General features: G+C 37.8%; 26 protein-coding genes. 10 read left to right on the top strand and 16 right to left on the bottom strand.

Going from position 1 to position 24779, the window contains the following annotated elements:
- Positions 1 to 19: 19 nt before the first annotated feature.
- The 4 genes from H4J75_RS08235 to H4J75_RS08220 all read right to left on the bottom strand — a co-directional run bounded on the left by H4J75_RS08235 (position 20) and on the right by H4J75_RS08220 (position 4488).
- A complete protein-coding gene (locus H4J75_RS08235; protein ID WP_182221844.1) occupies positions 20 to 517 on the bottom strand; it encodes a glycine cleavage system protein R in 498 nt (165 codons plus the stop codon).
- 36 nt (positions 518 to 553) lie between these two features.
- Positions 554 to 934, bottom strand: a complete 381-nt coding sequence (locus tag H4J75_RS08230; RefSeq protein WP_070375936.1) for a PilZ domain-containing protein — start codon at positions 932 to 934, stop codon at positions 554 to 556.
- A 157-nt stretch (positions 935 to 1091) separates the two neighbouring features.
- A complete protein-coding gene (ettA, locus tag H4J75_RS08225; protein WP_070375937.1) occupies positions 1092 to 2771 on the bottom strand; it encodes an energy-dependent translational throttle protein EttA in 1680 nt (559 codons plus the stop codon).
- 208 nt (positions 2772 to 2979) lie between these two features.
- Positions 2980 to 4488 (bottom strand): leucine-rich repeat-containing protein kinase family protein, encoded by a 1509-nt coding sequence (locus tag H4J75_RS08220; protein WP_259366342.1) that lies wholly within the window; start codon positions 4486 to 4488, stop codon positions 2980 to 2982.
- Positions 4489 to 4515: 27 nt separating this feature from the next.
- Here H4J75_RS08220 and H4J75_RS08215 point away from each other — a divergent pair, with 27 nt between their 5' ends.
- Together H4J75_RS08215 and H4J75_RS08210 are read left to right on the top strand one after the other, a co-directional pair.
- The gene (locus H4J75_RS08215; protein WP_182221843.1) at positions 4516 to 4971 is read left to right on the top strand and encodes a hypothetical protein; all 456 of its coding nucleotides are present in this window, start codon (positions 4516 to 4518) and stop codon (positions 4969 to 4971) included.
- Positions 4972 to 5159: 188 nt separating this feature from the next.
- Positions 5160 to 6761, top strand: a complete 1602-nt coding sequence (locus H4J75_RS08210; protein WP_182221842.1) for a YdiU family protein — start codon at positions 5160 to 5162, stop codon at positions 6759 to 6761.
- A gap of 128 nt (positions 6762 to 6889) precedes the next feature.
- Here H4J75_RS08210 and H4J75_RS08205 read toward each other — a convergent pair whose 3' ends face one another.
- From H4J75_RS08205 to H4J75_RS08195, 3 genes are all read right to left on the bottom strand, one after another.
- Complete coding sequence (locus H4J75_RS08205) at positions 6890 to 8071, bottom strand: chorismate mutase (RefSeq protein WP_182221841.1); 1182 nt, start codon at positions 8069 to 8071, stop codon at positions 6890 to 6892.
- 200 nt (positions 8072 to 8271) lie between these two features.
- A complete protein-coding gene (locus tag H4J75_RS08200) occupies positions 8272 to 8664 on the bottom strand; it encodes an MAPEG family protein (RefSeq protein ID WP_070375942.1) in 393 nt (130 codons plus the stop codon).
- A 52-nt stretch (positions 8665 to 8716) separates the two neighbouring features.
- Entirely contained in the window at positions 8717 to 11128 is a 2412-nt protein-coding gene (locus tag H4J75_RS08195) for a penicillin acylase family protein (RefSeq protein ID WP_182221840.1), read from the bottom strand.
- A 182-nt stretch (positions 11129 to 11310) separates the two neighbouring features.
- Between H4J75_RS08195 and H4J75_RS08190 the strand changes: the two genes are divergently transcribed.
- The 4 genes from H4J75_RS08190 to msrQ all read left to right on the top strand — a co-directional run bounded on the left by H4J75_RS08190 (position 11311) and on the right by msrQ (position 14143).
- A complete protein-coding gene (locus H4J75_RS08190) occupies positions 11311 to 11862 on the top strand; it encodes a DUF2058 domain-containing protein (protein WP_182216498.1) in 552 nt (183 codons plus the stop codon).
- 121 nt (positions 11863 to 11983) lie between these two features.
- Positions 11984 to 12346, top strand: coding sequence for a glutaredoxin (locus H4J75_RS08185; protein ID WP_182216499.1), 363 nt, complete (start codon positions 11984 to 11986; stop codon positions 12344 to 12346).
- A 102-nt stretch (positions 12347 to 12448) separates the two neighbouring features.
- The gene (gene msrP, locus H4J75_RS08180; RefSeq protein ID WP_182221839.1) at positions 12449 to 13468 is read left to right on the top strand and encodes a protein-methionine-sulfoxide reductase catalytic subunit MsrP; all 1020 of its coding nucleotides are present in this window, start codon (positions 12449 to 12451) and stop codon (positions 13466 to 13468) included.
- Positions 13469 to 13549: 81 nt separating this feature from the next.
- A complete protein-coding gene (msrQ, locus tag H4J75_RS08175) occupies positions 13550 to 14143 on the top strand; it encodes a protein-methionine-sulfoxide reductase heme-binding subunit MsrQ (protein ID WP_182221838.1) in 594 nt (197 codons plus the stop codon).
- Positions 14144 to 14204: 61 nt separating this feature from the next.
- On the opposite strand, the gene H4J75_RS08170 is transcribed toward msrQ, so the two are convergent.
- The 3 genes from H4J75_RS08170 to H4J75_RS08160 form a co-directional block, all read right to left on the bottom strand.
- On the bottom strand, positions 14205 to 16436 hold the full coding sequence (locus H4J75_RS08170) for a M4 family metallopeptidase (RefSeq protein ID WP_182221837.1): 2232 nt from the start codon (positions 16434 to 16436) through the stop codon (positions 14205 to 14207).
- 341 nt (positions 16437 to 16777) lie between these two features.
- A complete protein-coding gene (locus H4J75_RS08165) occupies positions 16778 to 17137 on the bottom strand; it encodes a hypothetical protein (protein WP_182221836.1) in 360 nt (119 codons plus the stop codon).
- A 40-nt stretch (positions 17138 to 17177) separates the two neighbouring features.
- Positions 17178 to 17456 (bottom strand): peptidylprolyl isomerase, encoded by a 279-nt coding sequence (locus H4J75_RS08160; protein WP_070375959.1) that lies wholly within the window; start codon positions 17454 to 17456, stop codon positions 17178 to 17180.
- Positions 17457 to 17703: 247 nt separating this feature from the next.
- Here H4J75_RS08160 and H4J75_RS08155 point away from each other — a divergent pair, with 247 nt between their 5' ends.
- Together H4J75_RS08155 and H4J75_RS08150 are read left to right on the top strand one after the other, a co-directional pair.
- Positions 17704 to 18597 carry a hydrogen peroxide-inducible genes activator gene (locus H4J75_RS08155; RefSeq protein WP_182221835.1) on the top strand — a complete coding sequence of 298 codons (894 nt, stop codon included), beginning with the start codon at positions 17704 to 17706 and terminating at the stop codon, positions 18595 to 18597.
- A 174-nt stretch (positions 18598 to 18771) separates the two neighbouring features.
- Positions 18772 to 19140 carry a hypothetical protein gene (locus H4J75_RS08150; protein WP_182221834.1) on the top strand — a complete coding sequence of 123 codons (369 nt, stop codon included), beginning with the start codon at positions 18772 to 18774 and terminating at the stop codon, positions 19138 to 19140.
- Positions 19141 to 19170: 30 nt separating this feature from the next.
- On the opposite strand, the gene H4J75_RS08145 is transcribed toward H4J75_RS08150, so the two are convergent.
- The 4 genes from H4J75_RS08145 to H4J75_RS08130 are packed head-to-tail and all read right to left on the bottom strand — an operon-like array spanning position 19171 to position 21521.
- The gene (locus tag H4J75_RS08145; protein WP_182221833.1) at positions 19171 to 19566 is read right to left on the bottom strand and encodes a CBS domain-containing protein; all 396 of its coding nucleotides are present in this window, start codon (positions 19564 to 19566) and stop codon (positions 19171 to 19173) included.
- Complete coding sequence (locus H4J75_RS08140) at positions 19563 to 19913, bottom strand: P-II family nitrogen regulator (RefSeq protein ID WP_070375962.1); 351 nt, start codon at positions 19911 to 19913, stop codon at positions 19563 to 19565. Before H4J75_RS08140 ends, H4J75_RS08145 begins: the two co-directional genes overlap by 4 nt.
- A gap of 4 nt (positions 19914 to 19917) precedes the next feature.
- A complete protein-coding gene (locus H4J75_RS08135; protein ID WP_182221832.1) occupies positions 19918 to 20784 on the bottom strand; it encodes a DUF1538 domain-containing protein in 867 nt (288 codons plus the stop codon).
- Entirely contained in the window at positions 20784 to 21521 is a 738-nt protein-coding gene (locus H4J75_RS08130) for a DUF1538 domain-containing protein (protein WP_182216512.1), read from the bottom strand. The genes H4J75_RS08135 and H4J75_RS08130 overlap by 1 nt, the downstream gene beginning before the upstream one ends.
- A 282-nt stretch (positions 21522 to 21803) precedes the next feature.
- On the opposite strand from H4J75_RS08130, the gene H4J75_RS08125 reads away from it, so the two are divergent.
- Entirely contained in the window at positions 21804 to 22181 is a 378-nt protein-coding gene (locus tag H4J75_RS08125; protein ID WP_182216513.1) for a PA2779 family protein, read from the top strand.
- A 52-nt stretch (positions 22182 to 22233) separates the two neighbouring features.
- On the top strand, positions 22234 to 23166 hold the full coding sequence (locus H4J75_RS08120; RefSeq protein WP_259366343.1) for a PA2778 family cysteine peptidase: 933 nt from the start codon (positions 22234 to 22236) through the stop codon (positions 23164 to 23166).
- 143 nt (positions 23167 to 23309) lie between these two features.
- Here H4J75_RS08120 and H4J75_RS08115 read toward each other — a convergent pair whose 3' ends face one another.
- Both H4J75_RS08115 and H4J75_RS08110 read right to left on the bottom strand, forming a co-directional pair.
- Complete coding sequence (locus H4J75_RS08115; protein WP_182221830.1) at positions 23310 to 23774, bottom strand: hypothetical protein; 465 nt, start codon at positions 23772 to 23774, stop codon at positions 23310 to 23312.
- 2 nt (positions 23775 to 23776) lie between these two features.
- A complete protein-coding gene (locus H4J75_RS08110; RefSeq protein ID WP_182216520.1) occupies positions 23777 to 24589 on the bottom strand; it encodes a PEP-CTERM sorting domain-containing protein in 813 nt (270 codons plus the stop codon).
- Positions 24590 to 24779: the final 190 nt, after the last annotated feature.

Below are 24779 nucleotides of genomic sequence, written 5' to 3'. Positions count from 1 at the left end.
TAAGTTACTATTCAACAGATTAACGAGAAATATCAATCATTAAATCGTCAGCAAGATCTTCTAATGCATTTATTAAGCTTGGTGTTTGTTCTTTATTAACCGCTAAGGTTATTTTTGCTTTAAATAGTGGCTGGCCAGTATGTGGCGCATTATCTTGCTCGCTGACAAGCTTTATCATGTTACCGCCTTGATGGTGAATAACCGCAGATATTTCTTCTACAATACCTTCTCGATCGTTTGCTGTTAGCTCTAAAACTACCGGTGACTCATCGTTTATTTGGCTAGGGGTAGTCTTTTCGATAATGACTTTAAAACCGTCCAGTGTCGTAATTGCACGAGTTAGGGCTTCACATTGAGCTTGCGCTACCGCTATTTCAAGTACACCAGCAAAACAGCCGGACAAATGATGCAAACTGCTGGTTTGCCAGTTACCTTGGTGTTGTTTAATGACTTTGGATAAGGTTTCGACTAAACCAGGACGGTCTTTGGTAATAAATGAAATAACTAAGTGATTCATAATGTTCCTCTATAAAGCAAGGCGATTGTCATCATATTAAGCAAGGCGTGATAATTGTGAAAGTTCTTTATGTAACTGGCTTTCATCACCTAAATTTAATTCAACTAACCGTCTTAAATGGGTGACACTGTCAATATCGATAGCATTACATTGCAAGCCTACTTCACACTGTAAACCTAGCTTGTCATTTTCTTCATGAACGACAGCAATATGCATTTCAACGATTGATTCGCCATTAACTAAGTCAAAATGTAATAAGCCTAACTTACCTTTTAATGACTTTTCAGCTTTAGGCATAGTGACCAAAGCGCCATTAAGTGAAATGTCGTGGATAGTAACTGGATAATTCTGCTGTTCAACCTCTAATATCGCATTGATTGAAAACAAAACTCGCGTGAATTGACGTCTATTTTCCATTGCTTAAGTTCAAATTATAAATGGGTATCTTTAGCATAGCTCCCTTTTAGCAAAAAGGCACTTTATTCGTGTGGATTTTTATAAAACCACAAAAATAAAGTGCCGATAACTATTTAATAACTAATAGGTAATTTAAAAATTATCTATTAGCCTTAGGTTAGCCAATTTTTTTGTATCTAATTCTGTGAGGCTCAGTAGCTGCAGGGCCCAATGTTTTCTTTAACCAAGCTTCATAGTCAGTAAAATTACCTTCATAGAAGTTAATTTTACCTTCATCACGGTAATCTAAAATGTGAGTTGCAATGCGATCAAGGAACCAACGGTCATGCGAGATAACCATGGCACAACCTGGGAACTCTAACAACGCTTCTTCAAGCGCACGTAAGGTTTCAACATCAAGATCGTTGGTTGGTTCATCAAGCAGTAATACGTTACCGCCGGTTTGCACTAGTTTAGCTAAATGAACTCGGTTACGTTCACCACCAGACAACTCACCGATGATCTTTTGTTGATCGTTACCTTTAAAGTTAAAACGGCTGACATAAGCACGGCTTGGAATTTCAAAATTACCAATTTGTAATATCTCATGGCCTTGAGATATTTCTTGGTAGACGGTTTTACTATTGTCCATGTCATCACGGAACTGATCTACACTGGCAAGTTTAACCGTATCACCTAGCTCGACATTACCCGAGTCTGGTTTTTCTGCGCCTGACATTATTTTAAACAATGTTGACTTACCTGCGCCGTTTGGTCCGATAATGCCAACAATAGCACCTTTTGGCACACTAAAACTTAAGTCATCAATGAGTACTCTGTCACCAAAAGATTTTGTTAAGTTATTAACATCTAAAACCTTATCCCCTAGACGAGGTCCAGGTGGAATGTAAAGTTCGTTGGTTTCATTACGTTTTTGATGATCTTGACTATTAAGCTCTTCAAAGCGCGCCATACGGGCTTTACTTTTTGATTGACGAGCTTTCGGATTTGAACGCACCCATTCAAGTTCTTGCTTAATGGTTTTTTGTAGTGCACTTTCACCTTTACTTTCTTGTGCAAGACGTGCGTCTTTTTGTTCTAGCCATGAAGAATAGTTACCTTCATAAGGAATACCATGCCCTCTATCAAGCTCTAGAATCCAACCCGCTACATTATCAAGGAAGTATCTATCATGGGTAATTGCTACCACAGTGCCTGGATAATCGTGTAAGAATCGCTCTAACCAAGCAACAGATTCAGCATCTAAATGGTTAGTTGGTTCATCAAGTAATAACATGTCTGGTTTTTCGAGCAATAAACGACAAAGCGCGACACGACGGCGTTCACCACCACTTAGCACCGCGATTTTTTGATCCCATTCAGGTAAGCGTAAAGCATCAGCCGCACGTTCTAAAACGTTATCAAGATTATGACCATCTTGCGCATTAATAATATCTTCTAAATCGCCTTGTTCTTTGGCTAAGGCATCAAAATCAGCGCCTTCTTCTGCATATTCGTTATAGACTTGGTCTAAACGAGCCATAGCATTTTTAACTTCAGCAACCCCTTCTTCAACAGCTTCACGCACTGTTTGGCTTTCATCAAGTTGAGGCTCTTGCGGTAAGTAACCTATTTTTGTACCGGCTAAAGACGTTGCTTCACCTTCAAAATCTTTATCAACACCTGCCATAATTCGAAGCAGCGTTGATTTACCTGAACCGTTTAAACCTAAAACACCAATTTTAACGCCAGGGAAAAATGAAAGACTAATATCTTTAAGTATTGTTCTTTTAGGTGGAACCACTTTTGATACGCGGTTCATCGACATGATAAATTTATCTGGTAATGGTTGTGCCATGAAAAACCTTATTATTTGAAGGAAAAATTAACTTGTCGATATTTTAGGTTAAAGGGGCTGGGCAAGCAAATGTGTTTGAATCGTTTTAGTACTGGTGTTTAAAAAAAATCGCTTTGTAGAGAATAAACTGGTTTTAAAAGAGAGCTTTTAAAACCAGTCATTCGATCTCACCGGTTATACGCCTAATAATATGAATTAAAAAATCAGGTTAAACGTGTACTTTTAATTGCTCAACGATAGCGAAAAAGGTGGGTCTTTTAAACGTATCGGCTTGCATACAACGCTCTTTTATTATCAACAGAGCTTGGTATTGCGCAGTGTTTTCTAAATGAGCAGACAAAGGCAATAAATCATCTAATAAACAGCCTAAAGCTCTCACTTCTATCGCTTGCATTGCTTTTTGTTGTGTTTCAGGCAAAACCTTCAAGTTAGAAGCGGCACCAAAATCACCAAACAGCATATTTGCGTTTTCATCGACCATAGTATTGTGAGCATAGATGTCACCATGGCTGACTTTATTTTCATGCAAATGACGTAAAGTATCAGCCATGCTAAGGACTATTTTTATTATCTGACTTGTTGTTAATGTGGCAGATGTAGGGAACGTATCACGAGTACAGCTTGTTAATGAAGGGGGTAAACCTAAGTTATAAAAACGCTGAGGAATTAACTCCATTATTAAAGAAAGTTGCTCTTTCGACATAATTTTAGCAATGACTTTGATTAAGTTTTTATGTTCACCGGCTTGCAAGCAATTATTTAGTTCATCAATAGGGTAACCATCACTGGTTATTTCACCTTTAAAAATCTTTACTGCTATATCGTCATCTGAATCAATGGTGATAGGTTTAGTTAACCATGTTGCTTGATGAATTATCCCTGATGCGCCTTCACCTAATTTTTGTTTTAGTTGAAAGTCTTGTGGTGAAATACTCGGTATCTGATCAATCACTGGTTTAACACTGCGCGTTAACTTATTACCCGAAAAAGCCAGCCACGCCAATTTAGGTAGTTGAAAGAGCCAATCGGGAAGTGTGATTAACTGATTAGCCGAAAGACGCATTAATTCTAAATTTTTACAGTTCTTCATACTATCGGGCAGTTGCTGTAATTGGTTGCCAGCCAATGCTAATTTTTGTAAACGGCTTAGCTTGCCCATTGAATGGGGGAGTGCTGATATTTTATTATCGGTTAATATCAACCAACGTGTTCCTGTTGGCAGCACGTCTTCATCTACTCGGCTTAATTGATTACCCTTGAAACTGATCATTTCTAGTTGTGGGCAAGCCGCTAAGACTTCAGGAATACTTTTAAAGTTATTATTAGTTAAAAATAATATCTTTAACTTCTTCAATGAAGAAAACTCAAAGGGTAAAGCCGTTAATTTGTTATTTGCTAAGTCTAATACTTCAAGAGAGTTTGCTAATGAAAAGATTTTTTGCGGAAATTCAGTTAAATTCTCACTGAGGGTTAAATGCGTTATATCTGAATATTTACCTGAATTGAGCTGGGCTAATGTTTGCAAGATAAAGCCTAATAGGGCGCTAGAATTTGCCGCTATTTTACCGCGAAACTGAACTAAGCTAAAGCGCTTTAATATTTTTGGCGTAAATTGGCTGTCCTTATGCGAGTATGAATGATTGTTTCCTGTTTGGTTAACGTTAAAGCGATTATTGTCATAATGACTTAACTCCTTTATTAACCTTAGTTTACTCATTTACCTTTCGATAAAATAAGAGTCGCCATGTATAAAATACAAAAAACAATGATTATTACCAGTGTCGTGATAGCTTTTTTCGTTGCTGTTTCAGCGAACGCACAGCATTACCAACAAGATATCGATAAAAATAGTATTGTAACGTTTAAACAGGTTATGCAGGCATTGTTATCTGACACCAAGATGATCACACAAGGAATTATTTTAGAAGACTTTAGCCTTGTTGAAAGTGCAGCACAGGGGATTATTAATCACCCAAAACCGGCAATGTCGCAACGGAAAAAATTGATGAAAGCCTTAGGATCAAAAGTCGCTATATTTAAAGGTTTTGACAAAGTTGTTCATGGTGGCGCTATCAAAATTAAGCAAGCGGCCAAAGAAAAAAATATGGTTGTTATTGTCGCTGAATATCAAGAATTAATACTGGCTTGTCAATCTTGCCATAGCACGTTTAAAGCTGAACTGACGATAGCTTTGCAATAGTCAGTGCTAGCTTTTACCTGAGTAGATATTACTTTTTAATGATATTTATAAGTGAATATATAAATAAGTATTAGAAAGCTGACAAGGGTATAACCCAAATCAGCTTTTTGTTTGAAATGAATATTGCAATATAGAAACTGACAGTCAATAATTCCCTTTCAATTCTATTTTTCAATTAGTCGCTTATTTTGTCTTACTTAGATTTCAATATTGAGAATAGCTTTTCTTCACAGTTACCTGAAGATTTAGAAGAGTCTATTTTTCCGCACCAAGTTCATGCCGCTGCTTTTTCTTGGGTATCGCCTAAAAGAACGTCAAATCCACAGTTGGTTACGACTAGTCGTGATGTTGCCTCAATATTAGGGTTAAGCGAAGAGCAGCTTAAAAGTGATGAATTTTTACAGTTGTTCACGGGGAATGTCGTGCCTGAAGAATTTGCCCCTTATGCGATGTGTTATGGCGGACACCAGTTTGGCCATTGGGCTGGACAATTAGGTGATGGCCGCGCCATTAACTTAGCTGAAGTAAACACTCCCTTAGATGGCCATAAAGTTCTCCAGCTAAAAGGTGCAGGACCAACACCGTTTTCACGAACGGCTGACGGCTTAGCGGTATTACGTTCATCGGTACGAGAGTTCTTATGTTCAGAAGCGATGTTTCATTTAGGTATTCCTACCACCCGAGCACTGAGTTTATCGTTAACGGGTGACAGTGTCGTTCGGGATATGTTTTATAACGGTAATGCGAAAGCTGAATTAGGCGCTGTTGTCTGTCGAGTGTCATCGTCATTTATGCGTTTTGGAAGTATTGAGCTACCGGCTTACCGTAAAGATAAGGCTTTGTTAAAGCAGCTCGTTGATTATTCGATAAAACGAGATTTTCCGCATTTATTAAATGACCACGAAAATGACTCGGTACAAGGTTACTTAGCTTGGTTTGATGAAATTGCCCAACGCACTTGTCGATTGATGGTGCATTGGATGCGGGTTGGTTTTGTTCATGGCGTAATGAATACCGACAATATGTCATTAATCGGTGAAACGATTGATTATGGTCCTTATGGTTGGATTGATAATTTTGATTTGTCTTGGACACCAAATACCACAGATGCCCAAGGTAAGCGTTACAGCTTCGGCAAACAGGGTGAAATTTCACAATGGAATTTATTTCAATTAGCGAACGCTATCTATCCATTGATAGAAGAATCTAAGCCACTAGAAGTGATATTAAATAATTACAGTAAAACGTATCAACAACAGTGGCATGAAATGATGTCGAATAAACTGGGTATTACGGCTGAAGATATAAACCATAAAGCGGACACAGCATTGTTTTTAGCACTTGAAACCTTGTTGGGTGATATAGAAACAGACATGACTATTTTTTATCGTTTACTGGCTGATTTTAGTTACGACAAAAAAGTTAAAGCAAATAACGTCAATCATTTTGCCGATTGTTTCTATCTAGACCAGCAGTTAACGCCACAGCATCAAGCACGTTTTTCTTCTTGGCTAGAAAGCTACGCTAATCGAATTCAGCACGACGAAAAAACAGCAGCACAAAGAAAAGCGGCGATGAATAAGGTGAACCCTAAATATGTATTGCGTAATTATTTAGCACAACAAGCCATTGAGCTTGCAGAGCAAGGTGATTTTAGTAAATTACATGAATTACAAAAGGTTCTGGAAAAACCTTATGATGAACAAGTTGAGTTTCATCATTACAGTGAGAAACGTCCTGAATGGGCGAGAAATAAGGCGGGTTGTTCGATGTTATCGTGCAGCTCTTAAAGCGTTGTTGAATAACGCTTAAAACTAAAACCTTACCGACCTGTGTTTTTCACGAGGTCGAGTAAGGTCAATATTGCTGGCGTAGAGACTTTATCAAAGCCATTAACTTAAAAGTTAAGCGACAACGGCTAAGCGTTTATCGCGCTACTTGGTACACTGGTTGGGCTAATATGTTCAATAGGATAACAGCCTAATATTTTAATGAAATTGGTAATTGAGGTTATTTCATTAATTGCCTCTTGCAGTACAGCACTCTTCAAATTGGCTTCAACATCAATATAAAACATTTCTTCCCATGGTCGCCCTTGAATAGGTCTAGATTCAAGTTTACACATGTTGATACCTTTTGCTTTTAAAATAATAAGACAATCAACTAAGGCACCTGCTTTTTGTCCTGTTGCCAAAATCAATGCCGTTTTAGCCGGGATTTGTTCAGCGACATCAATAGGTTTACGAGCGACTAAAATAAAGCGACTGTGATTTTCTGCTTGGTTAGCAATCGACTTTTCTAAAGCATGAAGCTTGTAGAGATGACCACCTTCTTCACTGCCAATAACGGCGACTGTAGGGTCTTGCAACTCATACGCTTGGGCCATTGCATCAGCGGTACTGTCACAATATTCGATGCGAATGTTTTTTTGTTTGTCGAGAAAATTACTGCACTGAGTAAAGGGTTGTCCGTGCGCGTAAATCGTTTTTATTTTGCTGAGTTGGGTATTTACTGCGGATAATAAGCAGTGCTCAATAGGCTGAGTTATCTCACCAACAATTGACAAGTTAGTGTGTTGCAGGGCGTCATAAACTTCGTTAATACTACCTGAACTGGTATTTTCAATGGGCAGCATACCGTAATCTACATGGCCAGATTCGACTTGTTGCATAATTTCTTTGAAACTTTGGCAACCGTATTCATTGATTTTTGCTGCACGGCGTGAAAAATATCTATGACTGGCTAAATAGCTATAAGAGCCCTTATTACCTAGAAAAGCGACGCTAACCGTAGGCACTTGGATATTGGGGTTGGCCAATGTTTGTAAGTAGGCTTGTTGATTTAATACTGAATCTTCAATAATTGTTTGATAAACGCTGGTAACATAGTGAGCGTCTAAACCAAGCACTTTACCTTGGTTAATTAAACGTATTAATAATTCTTGCTCGCGTTGTTGATCGCGAACGGGGCGTATCTGATGCGCTTTACTTTTTGCAACACTGAGAGTGAGAGAACGGCGTTGAGCAAATAACTCTAATAATTGCTGGTCAAGTTTGGTTATTTTTTCACGAATTTTATTCAGATCTAAATCTTCACTCACAGTACTTCCACCCTATATATTATTTTCGAAAATGGTTAAAAAGAAAGAATCCTGATGTTTTAGTAAAGGAAAGTCATGAAGGCGACTAAAACAAGCTATTAGCTAGGATATATAGCATTACTTTAGCGAGGGCGAAGAAATTGTTCAAGCCTTTATTGCTAAAGGCTTGTATTAAAAAAATCTATAATAGAAATAGATTTTTAGCTTTGCGGAAAACATTGCCAAATAATGGCAAAAGAAGACACGGTTGCTACTCCCCAGACAATTGAGCGCAGTAGTCCAATATTGAATAAATATAATAAGTTGTAAGCCACTCGAGCGACAACGTGGGTAATTGCTAAGAAGGTTACACTGTCGGTTATTGTATTTGTGGTTATTGCGAGTAAAACCGCAGGGACAAAAATAATCAGTGATTCAAAAGCATTTTGGTGAGCGGCGAGTGCACGGGCTCCAAAGCCAGTTAGTTTTGCTTGTTGCGCACGCGGGTGGTTATTGTCATAACCATCGAGTTTACTCATAGCTATTGCGACAGGGGCTTTAGCTAAATAAGGCAATAGAGTGGCTGCAAATAAACACCAGATAAGAATCGTCATACTTTTCCTCTTTTTATATTGTAGATATTAATTTTAATGTTGAAAATTTAGCTTAATAGCTCAGTAATGTCAGTGTATATTTTGTCTCACCCGGTAAGAAAGGTGAGGGCTTTCCTTGTACCCAATCATCATGACCTAAACCATAATAAGGGCTCCACGGGTGGCCAGACTGGCTGGTTGGCATATGTAATATTCCTGAGGCCTCATGACCCGGTGAAACCACCATACGTTGAGAGGCACCAAAAGACTTTCCTTGGACACGAGGCATATAGCTATCGCCAGCAAGAGGTATTGGCAGCATATCTAACCAACGACCAATAAAGGGTATAGCGTTACTAAGTGGGTGTTGTATTTTACTGGTGTTTTGTTGCCCCCAAGTCGCTTTAGCCAATGGTTGGTCTTGGGTCATATCCGTTAAGGTGGTAGAGAGTGCTCGCTCAAAAACTTTTTGCCAGTTATCTTCGGGCAACCATAAAAAGTTGCTTGGTTGTTCATTAATCATTTGCCAAAGCGGTGTTTCTACTTGGTGGCGAATGGTGTGAAAAGAGTAGCCATTATCTAAGTGAGTTAAGTTTTCGTTGAGTAGACTAAAAACATCATTACGCACATTCAAGCGAAAATTATTAACAAGGCGATAAGCAACCGAGTCTGTGCATGCACATAAATTATCAATATTAAGGGTTTCTTTCACTGCTTGCCAACGCGGATGATTGATAATCGCGTCTGGTGTTAGTACTTTATCAATTAAAAATTTCTGCCAACGTTTTAAAAAAATGGCGCGGTCGTCCAGCGCAATATCAAGTAAGTTTTGTTCTGAAAATACCTCTTTTGCAAGCAATCCCTCTCTGATTTGTTGTGCCCTTGCACCAAGTGCATAACCGCCGTTACCTAATTTTTCTAACATTTCCCCGCCAACCACACGAGCATTTGCGGTCCATAAACGATTATTTTGCGGATTTTTAATTTTAGGATACAGATCCGCTTTTAAATATCCCTGCCAATGATTGATACCGTCACCCCAATGTGTAGGTGTTTCACCAAACGAGGAGGATTTTTTTGGAATAGGCCCCATGATTGTCCAGCCAATATTTCCCGCTTTATCTCCGACAACTAGATTTTGTGCCGGAATACCTGCTTGGTTAGCAATGTTAAATGCCTCGTCAACGCTAGTGGCTAATTCGAGTTGAGTTTGGTGCAGATTTACGGCTTGTACATCATGAGCAACCCAGCGATAAGCTAATAATTGTTGGCTGTTGTTCGTTCCTATAACTGGCCCCCAAATTGTTTCTTTGACTATGATTTCCTGCGCGTCTTGACCTTTTACCGCAATAACATGTTTATGCTCAGTAAAGTCTTGATAGCCTGCAGGTGTTAAGTATTGGCTTTTATCTGCATTGGTATCTAAAATAATTATATCGCTCCAATCGCCGTAACTATTAGTAAACCCCCATGCAATATTACCGTTACTGCCAGCAATGATATTAGGTGTTCCCGGGAGGGTCAGTCCTGTTACTTTGATGGCTTTATTGTTATCGCTTTGATATTCAAAGGTTGCCCGAAACCAAGTGTTTGGTACGCGTATTCCTAAATGCATATCGTTAGCAACAATAGCACTTCCTGTTTTACTTATTTCCCCCGATACCGCCCAGTTGTTTGAACCTGGGAACTCCTCACCTTGATATTTTTGCTCAGGTATATCTGTTACTAAATTTAGCACCACATTAGCAGCTAAAGCATCTTGTTCAGATGAGGCTGAAGGCCATGCACGTGTTGGCATTTTACTTGATGGATACTGACTACCATCAATGGCTGCATCCCAGATACTGCCTTTAGGATTCAAAAATTTAAAGACATCTTCACCTAAGGTGTTTTTTATATTTCCTAAGGTTCTTTCACGGTCACCTGCCGCATATTGCAAGTCCATGTACATACTTAATACGGTTAATATGGTGTCTTCTTCTTGCCAAGAAACGGGAGCTTGTTGAAGTAATAAATATTCAAAAGGAGGTGAACTTAAATTATTTATGCCCTGATTCACACCACGGGTATAGGCTTTTAATAAGGCCAAATCTTTTTCAGGAAGTTGTGCAACTATCGCTCTAGCACGCTCACGAAAACGATGACGGCGGATCTCTTTATCATGTGGCAAGGCTTTTTCGCCGAATAAGCTGGCGAGTTCGCCTGCTGAATTACGGCGCAGTAGGTCCATCTGAAAAAAACGTTCTTGGGCATGTATAAACCCTGTGGCGACTGCAACATCGTTACGTTTCTTCGCTTTTATGGTGACAATACCCTGACTATCGCGCTCAACAATGGCCGTATCACTCAAGCCAAGTAATGTTCGCTTTCCTTCAAGTACCGGTAACGCGCTATCAATTTGGCTGTAAATCCAAGTACCTAAACTTGTAACAACTAAAAATAAGATCAGCAAGAAACCAATTAATATATGTTTAAATCTATTCATAATGTGGTGTATTTAGGATATTTAGACGTGCTAGATTACCTTATTATTTATAAAGTTAACATTTAATGATAGAAGATTATTATCGGTTTATGTACAAAGAAAAGCCGAGCTACTTTTTTATTGCTATTTTTCCCGATAGAATAGCAACAATTACTATTGATAAACCTAATTAAGGAGTTTGTATGGCATCTTTACAAGATCAGCTATTAAAAGCAGGCTTAACGACTAAGCAAAAAGCGCGACAAGCAAATACAAGCCAGCGTAAATCAAATAAACAAAAACGCAGTGGCGTAGCAAAAGACGAAAGTTTACAAGAACAAGTAAAGCAAGACTTAGCTAAAGCTCAAAAAGAAAAATTGGCGAAAGACACCGCGCTCAATGAAGAAAAAAAGCAACAACTCGCCAACAAAGAAAAAATGCTACGCATCCAACAAATACTCGAACACCATCAAATAAAAAATGTTAGTGGTGAAACAGAATATAATTACACCTTTAACAGTAAAATTAAAAAGTTATTTGTTAACGCGGTTACCCATAGAGCTTTAGTTAATGGACGATTAGCGGTTTGTGGGTTAACCGAACAGAGTTATTTAGTGACAGCTGAAACCGCAGCAAAAGTAGCGACTTTAGATGCTAGTGTTATTTTAGTACAAAATGATAAAGTGGAAAGTGATTTAGTTGAAGCTGACGATCCTTATGCCGATTATCAAATTCCTGACGATATGATGTGGTAGATAGCCATTTGCGCGAAATGAAAGCAGTGTTAACCAAGTAGTTATGTTAAACTCGCGCAAAATTAGGGTGGCTGTTTTTAGACAGTCTAGTGTTTTTTTTTAAATAAAGAGAAGTTGATTTATGTTTATTGTTCGCTGGATTATTGGTCGTATTATCTTATTGTTAAATTTTGTTTTTTCACCGAGCGGCCCAAAAAGAACAACTCAATTGCAAGCTGAAATAGATACAAGCACACAACACTTGAGCTTATATCAATTACCCGCTTGTCCTTTTTGTGTGAAAGTTCGTCGTTCTATAAAACGCGATGGTTTAAATATCGAATTACGTAATATTAATCAAAATGAGAATTATCGTGAAGAGTTAATCAAAGAAGGTGGAAAACGTACGGTACCTTGTTTGAAAATCACTGATGAAAACCAAAAGGTTACTTGGTTATATGAATCTTCTGCTGTGGTTGATTATTTACATCAATTTGCCCGTTAATTGATAGAACAGTAATATTATTTTATAAATAATGAAGTATTTCTCTATTTCTCGGGTCTATTGGTTTATCGTTAGTTAATTAATAACCTGAGAAGTCGCTTTATGTTAATTAAATCTCTTGGAAAATCTGCACTAAAAGAACATCAAGTTACCAGCGAAAGTGTTTACTTAAAGCGTAGGCAGCTTATTAAGCAAATGGGTTTCTTCGGTGCCGGTACTTTATTATCTTCAACTATATCTAGCACTGTAAACGCCCAAGGTTTAGATTTTTTTTCATCAGAACCAGAAAATACCTTTCAACGTTATCCCTTAAAGTTCACGACTGACGCTACTAATAATACTGAAGTGCTGACACCTGAAGCTAAGGTAACCAGCCATAATAATTTTTATGAATTTGGTATAGGTAAAAACGATCCCGTTAATAATGCGCAAAACTTCAATATTAAACCTTGGCAGCTCACGATAAGTGGTGAGTGTGATAAGCCTTATACTTTAGATTTAGATGATTTAACGAAAAGTTTTGCCCTTGAAGAGCGTATTTATCGGCTGCGATGTGTAGAAGCTTGGTCAATGGTTATCCCATGGGTTGGCTTTGAATTATCAAAACTATTAAAAAAGGCACAGCCGAACTCTCGGGCTAAGTATATTGCTTTTGAAACCTTACACGACCCAGAACAAATGCCAGGACAAGCAAGTAGACGGATGGGCGGCGGTATTGATTACCCTTATGTGGAAGGGTTACGTATTGATGAGGCGATGAACCCACTTACCTTAATGAGTGTCGGTCTCTATGGCAAAACATTACCAGCACAAAATGGTGCGCCAATCCGTTTAGTGGTGCCATGGAAATATGGTTTTAAAAGTATTAAATCGATTGTTGCAATAAAATTTGTTGAACATCCTCCTGCGTCAACATGGAATATTTTAGCCCCTAACGAATACGGCTTTTATGCCAATGTTAATCCTGACGTTGACCATCCAAGGTGGAGTCAAGCCAGTGAACGAAGATTAACTTCTGGCGGATTGTTTGCGCGTAACCGTATCGATACTTTGCCTTTTAATGGCTACGGTGAGGAAGTTGCCGATCTATATAGAAACCTTGATTTACGGAAAAACTTTTAAAAATAGCGACAGGGTAAAATCGTGAGTAGGGGCTTTATTGCCCCACTAATCTGTAGTAATAACTTGAGTCGTATCATCTCTATGAAGTATAAAGTTATTTTGTTTAAAGTTTTTGTCCACCTCGCGGCTTTTTTACCGCTAGCCAATGCTTATTATCTGGCTTTTACTGATCAACTAGGCGCTGATCCAGTTGAGGCCATTATTCATTTTACCGGTATTGGTGCGTTTAATTTATTGTTGTTAAGTTTAATGATAACGCCTTTAAGTAAGCGTTTTAAAATATCAATATTATTAAAAGTTCGCCGTTTAGTAGGCTTATATAGCTTTACTTATGCTTTCCTACATTTAACCAATTTCCTAGTGTTTGAAGTGCAGTTTGATTGGTCACTATTTGTGAGTGAAATACTTGAACGACCTTATATTACTATTGGTATGGCGGGGTTATTGATTTTGTTAACGCTTGCGATAACATCAATTTCGTTATTAAGAAAAAAAATGGGTAAAAATTGGCAAAAGCTCCATAATTGGGTTTACTTAGCTGTTGTTCTTGTTGGGATTCATTTTTATTGGTCGGTAAAGTCTGAAATCATAGAACCGAGTATTTATCTTTTTATTACTTTTCTTCTTTTAGCACTTCGTTTTAAAAAACTAAATAAGTGGATAAAAAAAGACTAGCCAAAAGCACCGGCTAGTCTTAACTTATTTATTATTTATAAAGTAATGACTATAAGTAAGTTTATGGATTTGCTTGCAATGTTAACGTCATACCTGAAGCTGTACTATAGCCAAATATATCTATATACCATGTACCTGCAGCAGGGTTTGTAAAGCTACAGCTTTCATTGTTACCATTTTTATAAGGTCGACAATCATAGGCAGAAGCTGTTGATTGTGCTCCTCGGCGAATATATAAGTCAGCATCACCTGACCCTCCTGAAAGGCTAATAGTCAGATCGGCATAACCTGCAGGTAAAACTTGAGTAAAGCGCTTCCACTGTCCTTTTGATACAGCAACATTCGACTCTGAACCATTAAGCGCAGGATTTCCTGTAGCAGCTTCTGTAAAACTACCTGTTAAGCTAACTCCCGAAAATGCTGAATAGGCTTTGACTCGAACATAATATGTTCCACCCGTTGATGTACCTGCACAAGACTCTACATTTCCGCCTTTATAAGGACGACAGTCATAGCTTGAATCGGTAGGTGCTGAACCAAACTTAACATACATATCAGCATCACCAGAACCACCCGTTGTTAAAAAGCTGATATCTGTTGCGCCCGATGGAACTTCCATCGTGTAAACAACGTCTGCATTTGTTGACGCACTTAGGTTCGTGGCAGCAACACCATTGGTTAATACATTACCCGTTGGAGGTGTTCCTGTTGTCGGACAAGCACCAACACCTACAGCACACCAAGCCGTTTCTACTGCTGTTTTTTCGGTAGCACCATATAAATCTTGTGCGGCTTGAGCTGTTGCCGCTCTTGCACCCGCAAAATTAGTATTTTGATTCATGTAGGTAACAAGTGCACGATAGAAAATCTTTTCGGCCTTTGCCATACCTATACTGGGTACTTGTGCCGTTGATTTGTTGCGCGGATGAGTACCACCGTCTACCAACAAAACATAAGCTAAATTAGCAATACCTGAGTTACCGTGAACACCACCTTGGTCATTACTATTACTTGGGTTACTTACAAAAGGAATGCGCTCTGGGTACCAATCTTTTGAGTAATTATCTTGAGTTGGATTATCCATGTAACGTAAGGCCTGACCTTGAGTGTTATATAAACCATCTCCCAATAACCATGAAGAACTTGTTGTGCCATTACGGTAAGCTTCGGCTGAGATACCAAGAATATCTGACCAAGCTTCGTTTAAGGCGCCTGATGCATTGGCATAAATTAGGTTTGCCGTTTTATCTGTGACACCGTGTGTTAATTCATGACCTATGATATCAAAGTCACTGGTAAAGTCGTTCATGCCACTAGATGCTTGACCATACATCATTTGTGAGCCCGTCCAATAAGCGTTGACTACACCTAAATCAACACTAGATACGAGTGTCATTCCATTGTTATCAAGGCTGTCGCGACCAAATTTACTTTGATAATAGTCATATACTTTTGACGCGCCATCATGTGCACGTTGTGCTGCGGCGTTACTGCCACAACTTTGTGTGTTAGTACATAACAAAGTACCTGGAGCCGAGTTTGCCGAACCGCCATTAAGCGTGTATGTCCGCCAATTTTTAGCAGAATGTACTTGTGGCTCTCTCGCTAAGATTTCAGAAGTATTCACATCAAAGTATATAAAATCACGACCAAAGTCTTCACCGCCATTATCCCATGATACTTCTAGTCTATAAGCGAGTTTAGTTTCTTCTGAAAGTGGTAGGTACACGTAAGCAAGCTCAGGAATATTTAACACGTCTCCAACACTTTCAGCAGCAACCAGTGCTTGTGCAGAGTCATTGCTTAATGCACTAGCGTTGTTCATTACTGAAAACGAAGGTAATGAATTAGTGGCTAATTTACCCGTAACTTTATAAACGCTACTTGCACTGTTACTTGCGTTAAAAGTATTTATTGGCGAATTAGTATGCATAATCATACTTGTACCATAAACTTTAATACCGTTAATCGTTTGATCAAAGTGAGTATGGCTTTTACCTAGTTCATCAGTCCATTGGCGTCGAACTTTAAATTTTTCATTACCAACTGAGCCATATGAACTTTGATTTGAAATGATGTTTTGAAAGGCTTGTTCTGCAGGGTTTTTGATTACCAGCGGGTAATTTCCAAGCACTGGACTTGGGCTTGCTGGTGCCATAACCGGTGTTCCGGTGTTTGTTTCTTGTTGCAGTGAACTGGCGCTCATTTCAACAGCTGTTGCGTTCATTGTTGCAGCGGTAAGTGCTGCGCCAATAAAGAATGAAAGTTGAGAAATCTTATTATTATTTTGCATTAAGTGTTCCTAATTTTACTTAATTTATACTTGCATTAAAAGCCAAGTGATATTTTTATTTTCCTCCCTCATTCCTTTGATTAATTTGTCCTCCAATGGCCTTGAGGATTTTTTAGCCAGTCTTTGCTGACAAATCAACCGTAACATTTATTTAACATTATTAGCAACAAATTGATCTGTTATTGATGTTTAATTAACGATTCTGTCAATGAATTATTGTTTAAAAAATTTATGCGAAGTGATATTTGTGAAATAGGCATGATTTATATAAGGAAAAACAAATAAAGATTCGAGAAAATAATGAAAGTATCTAACAAATTAATAAGGTATTAACGCGTTCGTTAATTAATAAAGGTTAGCGTGTTGGGTAGGCTATTGTTTAACGTTACAAAGGTAACCTTAGGTTGTTCTTGGTTATTAGGTACTAGGCCTTCAACAAGCGCGACAATGGTTGTTGATGGTGCATTAGCACTTCTAGACGTTACGACGACAGAAACGAGTTTTCGCCACTGGCAACCAACAAATCCACAAATATCACCAAGCTCGAGTTGCTGGTAAGTTATTTGAAAGTTAGTGATAGATTTATCAGCAAGGTAATGAATTATTTTTTCATCTGCTTTTACCGCGTCAATTGCAATAGAATTAGCTTGGCAGTGATTTGAAATCGATAAAAGCAGCATCAACATTATAATTTTTGCCATTGATAACCTTTCCTTTATCGATTTTTAAGCAAACTGACTATTAAGAGCGAGCCGTTACTTCTAATAAATGATAACCAAATTGCGTTTTTACTGGTCCTTGAACTGTGTTTAAATCAGCAGTGAAAACCACTTCATCAAATTCTGGTACCATTTGACCACGGCCAAATGATCCTAAATCTCCACCTTGCATTTTTGAAGGACAGTTTGAGTGCTCCTGCGCTACAACCGCAAAATCTGCTCCATCTTCGATTTGTGCTTTAAGCGTTAAACATTGCTCTTCTGTATCTACTAATAAATGACGTGCTGATGCTTGTGACATGTTGCTTCCTATATGATGGTGTAAATTAATCCTCTAACTTTACCGTATCTTTAGAAAAAATTAAAGAAATCGATGGATTGAATTAATATTCATCAACTTTATACTCGGTTTATTGATTAAAATGACAAGTTAACAATAAATTTATACTTTTGTCCTCGGGTCCTTATTCGGTGTTTGTTAAATCATAATCGTTTTATTTAATTGTGATGTGATAAATTAATCGTCATTACCCTTTGGACTTTGCCTTATGTTTTTACCGAATCTTAAACATTTACGCTATTTAATTGCGCTTTACCAAGAACAAAATTTTCATCGAGCAGCTAGTGCATGCTTTGTTAGTCAGTCAACCTTAAGCAGCGCTATTCTAAAATTAGAAGAACAGTTAAATTGTCAATTAATTGAACGTGACAACAAATCTTTTATATTTACTACTCAGGGCATTGAAGTTGTTGAAAAATCCCGACAGTTATTAGTCTCGGCCAACGAATTAGTCAGCTTTGCAAAACAACAAGGTAGTGAGTATACCGGCACCGTACGTATTGGTTGTATTCCAACGATTGCGCCATTCCTATTAACCGATTTTGTACGCGCCTGCCAAAGTAAACTTCCTGATTTAGCCTTGTTTTTACGTGAAGATACTACTGAAAACTTAATGAAGATGCTTAATAATGGTGAAATAGATGTGTTGATTCTAGCGTTGCCAATAGCAGTAAACAACTTTCATTGTCGATTAGTAGGTAAAGACAGGTTTTTTATGGCAGGTAATAAAAGGCTAGTAGAGACCTTTCAACAAACAGACAGTTATAAACATTTACCAGAACAGAGTATTTTCTTATTATCATCAGAACATTGCCTTACTGAGCATGCCTTGTCGGCATGTAAACTTGCTGATAAATCGCGTATTCATTCTTTTTCTGCGTCAAGCTTGTCAACATTGGTACAGATGACCGCTTTTCATCAAGGTTTTACTTTTTTGCCTGAAATGGCGGTAAAGAAAAATATTGGGGAAAATGAGGGGTTAACCATTGCACCATTAGATCAAGATTATTATCGAGAAATTGGTGTGTTATGGCGAAAAACGTCAATGAGAAATGTTTTATATAATCAATTGTCAGCTGTGATAACTGACTTATTAATTTAATTAATCAAACTAACTAATCGATAACTCAGCTCACGGTAACGATTTATTGAACAATAGCTAAAGCATTATTTGCTAGTTAATTATAGTTAAGTGGTCTTTGTTTGTTCTAGCATAAGTTAATTTTTATACTGCTTGTTATTATAATTGGGTTATCGTTATTTTAGGAAGTTGTAGATGTTATTTTTGTATTTATATATTGGCTATTGTTTGGTTAAACTTTACTCGGTTATTAATGTTCTATCACAGCAAAGTCTTGCTTTATCAGCCATTATATTTTCAATAGTGGTCTTCTTTATTTGGTCTTTTATACCTGTGTTAGGCTATTTGTTGGCCAAACTTATCGGAGCAAAAGGGCAGTCTAGTGGCTATGTTTTATTTATTATCGGTGTGGGTGTTGGCTTATTAGAGAATGCTTTATTTTATTTAAATGTTATTACACCTTATCAGGGAGACACCGGCACATTAATCGTTATGGGCGTATTTTTTATCACCGCTTATTTTTCTTTTAAAACGCCAAGATGTTTTACTCATAATAAAGCCTAAAGCATCACCTTAGACTTTATAACAGGGGTGCTATTCTATCTGGCTAAAAACCATATTAATGTAATCAACCATGCCAACAATTTCATTGTCTGCAACAACGGGGGCTAAGTGAATGCTAAAGCGTTCAAATAACCGAGCGCAATATCTTACATCCATATTTGGGTTAACACTTAAGATAGGTTTTGCCATTATTTCATATAAGTTTACCCGGTCGGGCGAACGGTCTTTTGCTAAGACCTCTTTCGCAATATCAGCAAGCATCACTAAACCGTATTCATCTTGAGGATTACGCTTATTGATAATTAAGGCATTAACATTATGCTTTTTTGCTAATTTAATACCTTCAGCAACAGTCATCATGCCATCAGCAAATTGATAGTTATCAGTGGTCATTGCATCTTTAACTTGTACTAATTTATGGATCATAGTTCTTCCTCAACTTTGCCTTTTAAGCGTTCTACTTGATGAGCTACGCCAACAGCATCTTCGACATTTAGTTGAATCGCAATACCTTTACCCGGATCTTGGTCAAACCCTGCGATTTTACTGATCCGTTCTAGAATTTTTCTTGATAAATGTTCTTCAACGACAAAAAGTAATACGTCTCTTTGTGTCTCAAGTTGCATACCAAAAAAGGTTCTTTGGCGTTTAATACCTTCACCTCTAGCATTATTTATTATCGTTGCGCCAGTGGCTCCAGCCATTCTGGCGCCTTTCATAACTTCGTCTGTTACACCGTCGTCAACAAATGCGACAATTAGTTTGAATTGCATGTGATCACCTGTTTAATTTATCTTGTCTTGAGCTTTTTGAGGGCTCTTGTTTTTTTCTTAAGCTGCGTTTATTAATATTAATTCGTTTTCTGTTTTCACTTTTTCGTTCGATTTGTTGGGCTTTTGCTTGGGTTAATTGTGCATAAGCCATTACAGCAATAATAGGAAATAAACTGGCAAAAGCGATTAAGCCAAAACCATCAATCAGTGGACTACGTCCCGGAATGGTACTGGCTAAACCTAAGCCTAAAGCGGCAACTAAAGGGACTGTGACTGTTGATGTGGTTACACCGCCAGAGTCGTAAGCCAGAGGCACAATTAGCTTAGGACAAAAAAAAGTTTGAATGACGACAACGATATAACCAGAGATAATATAGTAATGAATAGGATGACCAACCACGATTCGATAACTACCAAGGGCGATACCGATAGCAACACCAATCGCCACAGATATTCGTAAACTATTGGCCTTTATGGCTCCACCAGAAACTTCTTCTGCCTTTATTGCTACAGCAATCAATGACGGCTCAGCAATTGTAGTGCTAAAACCTATTGCAGATGCAAAAATATATACCCAGAAGTAATCTGACCAATGAATGCGAGTTAATACCTGTTCGCCAGTATGGATAAATTCTGGCGCTGTTAATTGTGTTGCCATCATTTTACCTAATGGAAATAAGGCTTTTTCTAGACCCAGTAAAAATAAAGCTAAACCAATTAATACATAAATAAAACCAAAGCCGACTTGTTTAATATGTGGAATGGGTTTGCGGATCACTAATAGTTGGAAACCTAAAATAATTGACAGTATTGGCAGTACGTCAATAATGGTGTTTTTTAAGGTAATTAAAAACTCAAAAAGTAAAGCCATTAATTGATCACCATGCCGTAAATCATCACAAAAACCATCGGGGTTAATGAAGCTAAAGCGATTAAGCCAAAACCATCGGTCATCGGGTTTCTACCTTTGATTGCCGAAGCTAAACCAACGCCCAGTGCAGTGACTAAGGGAACGGTAATGGTTGATGTAGTCACGCCACCTGAATCGTAAGCAATACCGATTATCCAACTTGGAGCAATCATAGTCATCATCACTACAAGTACATAGCCTCCCAAGATGAGGTATTGAATTGGCCAGCCACGTATAATACGTAATACACCAATCACAATGGCAAGCCCTACGGCAAATGCAACAGTAAAACGCAGTCCATTTGCATAGGAAATTTGTGCGGCTAAAGTATCTTTTATAATGCCACCAGAGGCGGCCACACTTGCTGCTTCTTTGGCTACAGCAATTAATGAAGGCTCGGCAACGGTGGTGCCAAAGCCCAGGCAAAAAGCGAAGGTAAGTAACCAACTAATGCTGCCTTTTTTTGCAAAGGCTTGTGCCATAGATTCGCCAATGGGAAATAGTCCCATTTCTAGGCCATAAATAAAAAAAGTCAGGCCGAGCACAACTAATGCTAAACCTACTAAAATATCACCAATATTTGGCATGGGTTGTTGGAGAACAGCAAATTGAAAAAAAGCGATCACTAAAATTATTGGCAGTAAGTCTTTGCAACTACCGAGTAATGCTTTTAAAAAAACGATAAGCTGTTGATTCATAAGAATAGTGTTTTAGTGGGTTTAGGGTATTATATAAAATGTGAAAAGTATTACTTTGTGCTGAATCAAACTAATTGTTTTATTTAAATTTAAGCTAAGCACAACGGATTAACCTTATATAAAATCAAGATGTCGCCTAACATTGTTAGGGTTTTCAATTATCTGTGCTAGAGTCATACTTTGATATATAACGGTTTGTGACTGGCTAAAGTAATTAACGCTTAGTCGTTAGCCTTATTTTATTTTACAAGTATCACTATTAATCATTAAGCGAGCAATAACATGAAAAAAATATCAATAGTATCCTGTGCAATATTTACTGTGTTGTTTAGCATCTCAAATGCTTTTGGCGCAGTTATCCCTTCAAGCAATGTTATTCAACAGCAGCAAAGTTTGTATAACACCCAACAAGTTTTAAGCTTACTTGATGGTGCAGAAGTTCAAGAAAAGTTAGTTTCTTTGGGGGTTAATGTTGCCGATGCTCGAACTCGAGTGGCTAATATGACACAACAAGAACTCAATACTTTTAATTCAACCCTAAACGATATGCCTGCTGCTAGCGGAGTCGTTGGTACTATAGTCACTGTGCTAGTGGTTTTAGCTGTTTTGGATGTAATGGGTATAACTGATGTTTATTCATTCATTAGACCCATAAATTAAATTATAGGTGTTAAATTATACCTTTTGTAAAGCTGGCCTATTGGTCAGCTTTTTGTTTTTAGCTAATGGCTGTGCAACGCCACCGCAAAGTAAGGCACTCTTGGCTTCACCGCCTGACATTACGACTAAACATCAAATTAACAACGTACCTTTCTTCCCCCAGCAAGATTTTTTTTGTGGTCCTGCAACGCTGTCTGAAGTTTTTAATTATTATGGGGTGGAAAAAGATCAACAAAGCTTAGCGGCTGAGTTATTTGTTCCAAAGTTAAAAGGTAGCTTTCAAATTGAGATGGTTGCTGCTGCTCGTCAAGCTGGTTTTGTTGCTTACGCACAAGAAGGTAATTTGGCTCAGTTATTGTCGTTAGTTAGCGAAGATATACCTGTTGTTGTTTTGCAAAATGTCTCAACGCCTTGGTATCCGATGTGGCATTATGCTGTGGTTACCGGTTATGACTTAAAAAAACAACTTATTACCCTGCATTCGGGTGACCTTGCTAATAGAGTTGCTGAGTTTAGTGTTTTTGAAAGAACATGGGCTAGAGGTAAATATTGGCTTTTAGCTGCGCTCCCCCCGACTAAAGCCAGTCAGTATTTGAAGCCATTCATTTATACGCGCGCAGCCCAAGATTTAATTTCAGTAGGGAAAAGCTCAGCGGGCATAACAGCGCTTACCCAAGCAACCAAGCAATGGCCAGATTATTGGCTACCTTATTTTTTATTGGGTAATTACTTTTTAAGCCACGATGTAAAACAAGCAAATTTTTGGTATCAACAAGGTTATAAATTAGCAACACAAGAGTCTGCTTACCTCAATAATTATGCTTATGCATTAAATGCGATAGGCTGTAACCAATTGGCAAAACAAACGATTGAACAAGCCTTAAGACTCGCACCGAAAGACGCAAACATTATTGATAGCCAACAAGCTATTTATCAAAGTAAAGAAACAGCACAATGTTCGATGTCATCTGTTTCACTGCATTAATGAGTTTAGCTTTTTCATGAACCTTTTAAAATTAATACTATGCGGTCAAGGAGACCTATTAATAACAAGTTTCCCCCTTAGTGTTAGTACCGCTCAGTATTAGTTCACCCTAGTGCCAATCTAAGTAGGGGGACTAATGGGGATCACTTAAATAATATGGTTGCTTTTTCTTTTGGTAATAAGGCGTCTGGCCGTTCTATTCGATAAAGACCATTAGTGTGCCTTTTTAATAACCAGAGACCTTCATTACCTATCTCTAAAACAACATCAGTACTCTTTAACATTCCATTAGCTGTGAAAGGTGGGAGTTCTATTAAAAGACTCTGTTGACTCGGTGATAGCCCTTTAAATACCTGTTCGATATAAATAGCACCCACACGAATAACTTGTTTGTTTGTAAGTGTTATATTTTGTTTATGTATTAGCTTTCCTGTTACGGCAACATCAGAAACTTTAACAAGCGCTTGCGAGCTTAAAAATATTTGATCGCCATGAGCGACAAACGAATTTAGTAGCATAAATAAAAAAAGTAAACACGTAAGTAGCTTAGTATAAAAGACTATTTTTTTTTGTACTATAGAACTATTTTTTAATAAAATAAAAGTCACCACTAATATTTTTTTCTTTTTACAATAAGCATAAGTAAGGCACTTAACAATAACAAAATAGTACTTGGCTCTGGAATAGCGGCGATTTGAACATCTCGAAGACCTACTCTCGTTATTAAAGTATCGAAATTTCTATTAGAGAAGGCACGGTCTAGTACTCGTTGCTCGTTTGGCATAGACGGTTGTGAAGCACCTGTTGCCATCAAACCATAATCCGACTCACCGGGGTTAAGTTCTTTTCCCCCTGGATGTGATAAGAAAAGAGAATGGCCAATTTCATGTGATGCTGTACCAGCTATCAGGTTAATCAGTTCTTTATTATTAGTGGCATAGCGGGCTAAGTCTGTTGCTATATTATTGGTGAAAATTGAACCAATAACCTTCCCTTGCCAATACGATGTTAAAGCACATCCTGAGCAGGCATGGCCTAAATGTGACTCTCCACTGGTTACGTTACCGAATTGAAAATACGAGAACTCATTATCGCCATTACTTGGGCCTGAACCTATTGTGCCAACTTCGAAATTAATATTTAGCTCTTTACCAGCCGATAAACCAGCATAGCTATAGCCAAAGAAGTCATTGCTGATCGCCGACGATATATTGTTAATAACGTCATTTAATCCCATGTTACTAAAGCCATAGATAGATTCATCAAAAGCATTAGTCTTAGCGCCATACATATCAGTAGAGTCGATAGTCGTGAAGTCTAAAATGATCGTGGTTGCTGCAGATTTTGGCATAAATACTGCCATTGCAGTAACCAATAACAGTAAAGTGAATATTCTTTTTTTTATTATTTGGTGGTTTTGCATGGTAAGCCTTTGTGTTTGCCAAGTTATATATGAAAAAAATTACTCTATGGAGCTTAAAATCAATTAAAAAAGGATTGTAGTTCGTTGTATAATACGACCAAGTTGTGGTTATCGCTATCTTATTGGTGATGTTATTATTTAATATAATATTGCGTTATTTTAACGCATAAAAATGCCAAGTCCCAGTTTT

The organism is Colwellia sp. BRX10-1, assembly GCF_014077545.1.
In the GTDB taxonomy this organism is placed as follows: domain Bacteria; phylum Pseudomonadota; class Gammaproteobacteria; order Enterobacterales; family Alteromonadaceae; genus Colwellia_A.
This window is presented reverse-complemented; position numbering and strand designations above follow the sequence as displayed.

Excerpts from the sequence above, each read along its gene's own strand:
- H4J75_RS08235 (WP_182221844.1), bottom strand. The coding sequence starts at position 517 with ATGAATCACTTAGTTATTTCATTTATTACCAAAGACCGTCCTGGTTTA.
- H4J75_RS08230 (WP_070375936.1), bottom strand. The coding sequence starts at position 934 with ATGGAAAATAGACGTCAATTCACGCGAGTTTTGTTTTCAATCAATGCG.
- ettA (WP_070375937.1), bottom strand. The coding sequence starts at position 2,771 with ATGGCACAACCATTACCAGATAAATTTATCATGTCGATGAACCGCGTA.
- H4J75_RS08220 (WP_259366342.1), bottom strand. The coding sequence starts at position 4,488 with ATGAGTAAACTAAGGTTAATAAAGGAGTTAAGTCATTATGACAATAAT.
- H4J75_RS08215 (WP_182221843.1), top strand. The coding sequence starts at position 4,516 with ATGTATAAAATACAAAAAACAATGATTATTACCAGTGTCGTGATAGCT.
- H4J75_RS08200 (WP_070375942.1), bottom strand. The coding sequence starts at position 8,664 with ATGACGATTCTTATCTGGTGTTTATTTGCAGCCACTCTATTGCCTTAT.
- H4J75_RS08195 (WP_182221840.1), bottom strand. The coding sequence starts at position 11,128 with ATGAATAGATTTAAACATATATTAATTGGTTTCTTGCTGATCTTATTT.
- H4J75_RS08190 (WP_182216498.1), top strand. The coding sequence starts at position 11,311 with ATGGCATCTTTACAAGATCAGCTATTAAAAGCAGGCTTAACGACTAAG.
- H4J75_RS08185 (WP_182216499.1), top strand. The coding sequence starts at position 11,984 with ATGTTTATTGTTCGCTGGATTATTGGTCGTATTATCTTATTGTTAAAT.
- msrP (WP_182221839.1), top strand. The coding sequence starts at position 12,449 with ATGTTAATTAAATCTCTTGGAAAATCTGCACTAAAAGAACATCAAGTT.
- msrQ (WP_182221838.1), top strand. The coding sequence starts at position 13,550 with ATGAAGTATAAAGTTATTTTGTTTAAAGTTTTTGTCCACCTCGCGGCT.
- H4J75_RS08170 (WP_182221837.1), bottom strand. The coding sequence starts at position 16,436 with ATGCAAAATAATAATAAGATTTCTCAACTTTCATTCTTTATTGGCGCA.
- H4J75_RS08165 (WP_182221836.1), bottom strand. The coding sequence starts at position 17,137 with ATGGCAAAAATTATAATGTTGATGCTGCTTTTATCGATTTCAAATCAC.
- H4J75_RS08160 (WP_070375959.1), bottom strand. The coding sequence starts at position 17,456 with ATGTCACAAGCATCAGCACGTCATTTATTAGTAGATACAGAAGAGCAA.
- H4J75_RS08155 (WP_182221835.1), top strand. The coding sequence starts at position 17,704 with ATGTTTTTACCGAATCTTAAACATTTACGCTATTTAATTGCGCTTTAC.
- H4J75_RS08150 (WP_182221834.1), top strand. The coding sequence starts at position 18,772 with ATGTTATTTTTGTATTTATATATTGGCTATTGTTTGGTTAAACTTTAC.
- H4J75_RS08145 (WP_182221833.1), bottom strand. The coding sequence starts at position 19,566 with ATGATCCATAAATTAGTACAAGTTAAAGATGCAATGACCACTGATAAC.
- H4J75_RS08140 (WP_070375962.1), bottom strand. The coding sequence starts at position 19,913 with ATGCAATTCAAACTAATTGTCGCATTTGTTGACGACGGTGTAACAGAC.
- H4J75_RS08135 (WP_182221832.1), bottom strand. The coding sequence starts at position 20,784 with ATGGCTTTACTTTTTGAGTTTTTAATTACCTTAAAAAACACCATTATT.
- H4J75_RS08130 (WP_182216512.1), bottom strand. The coding sequence starts at position 21,521 with ATGAATCAACAGCTTATCGTTTTTTTAAAAGCATTACTCGGTAGTTGC.
- H4J75_RS08125 (WP_182216513.1), top strand. The coding sequence starts at position 21,804 with ATGAAAAAAATATCAATAGTATCCTGTGCAATATTTACTGTGTTGTTT.
- H4J75_RS08110 (WP_182216520.1), bottom strand. The coding sequence starts at position 24,589 with ATGCAAAACCACCAAATAATAAAAAAAAGAATATTCACTTTACTGTTA.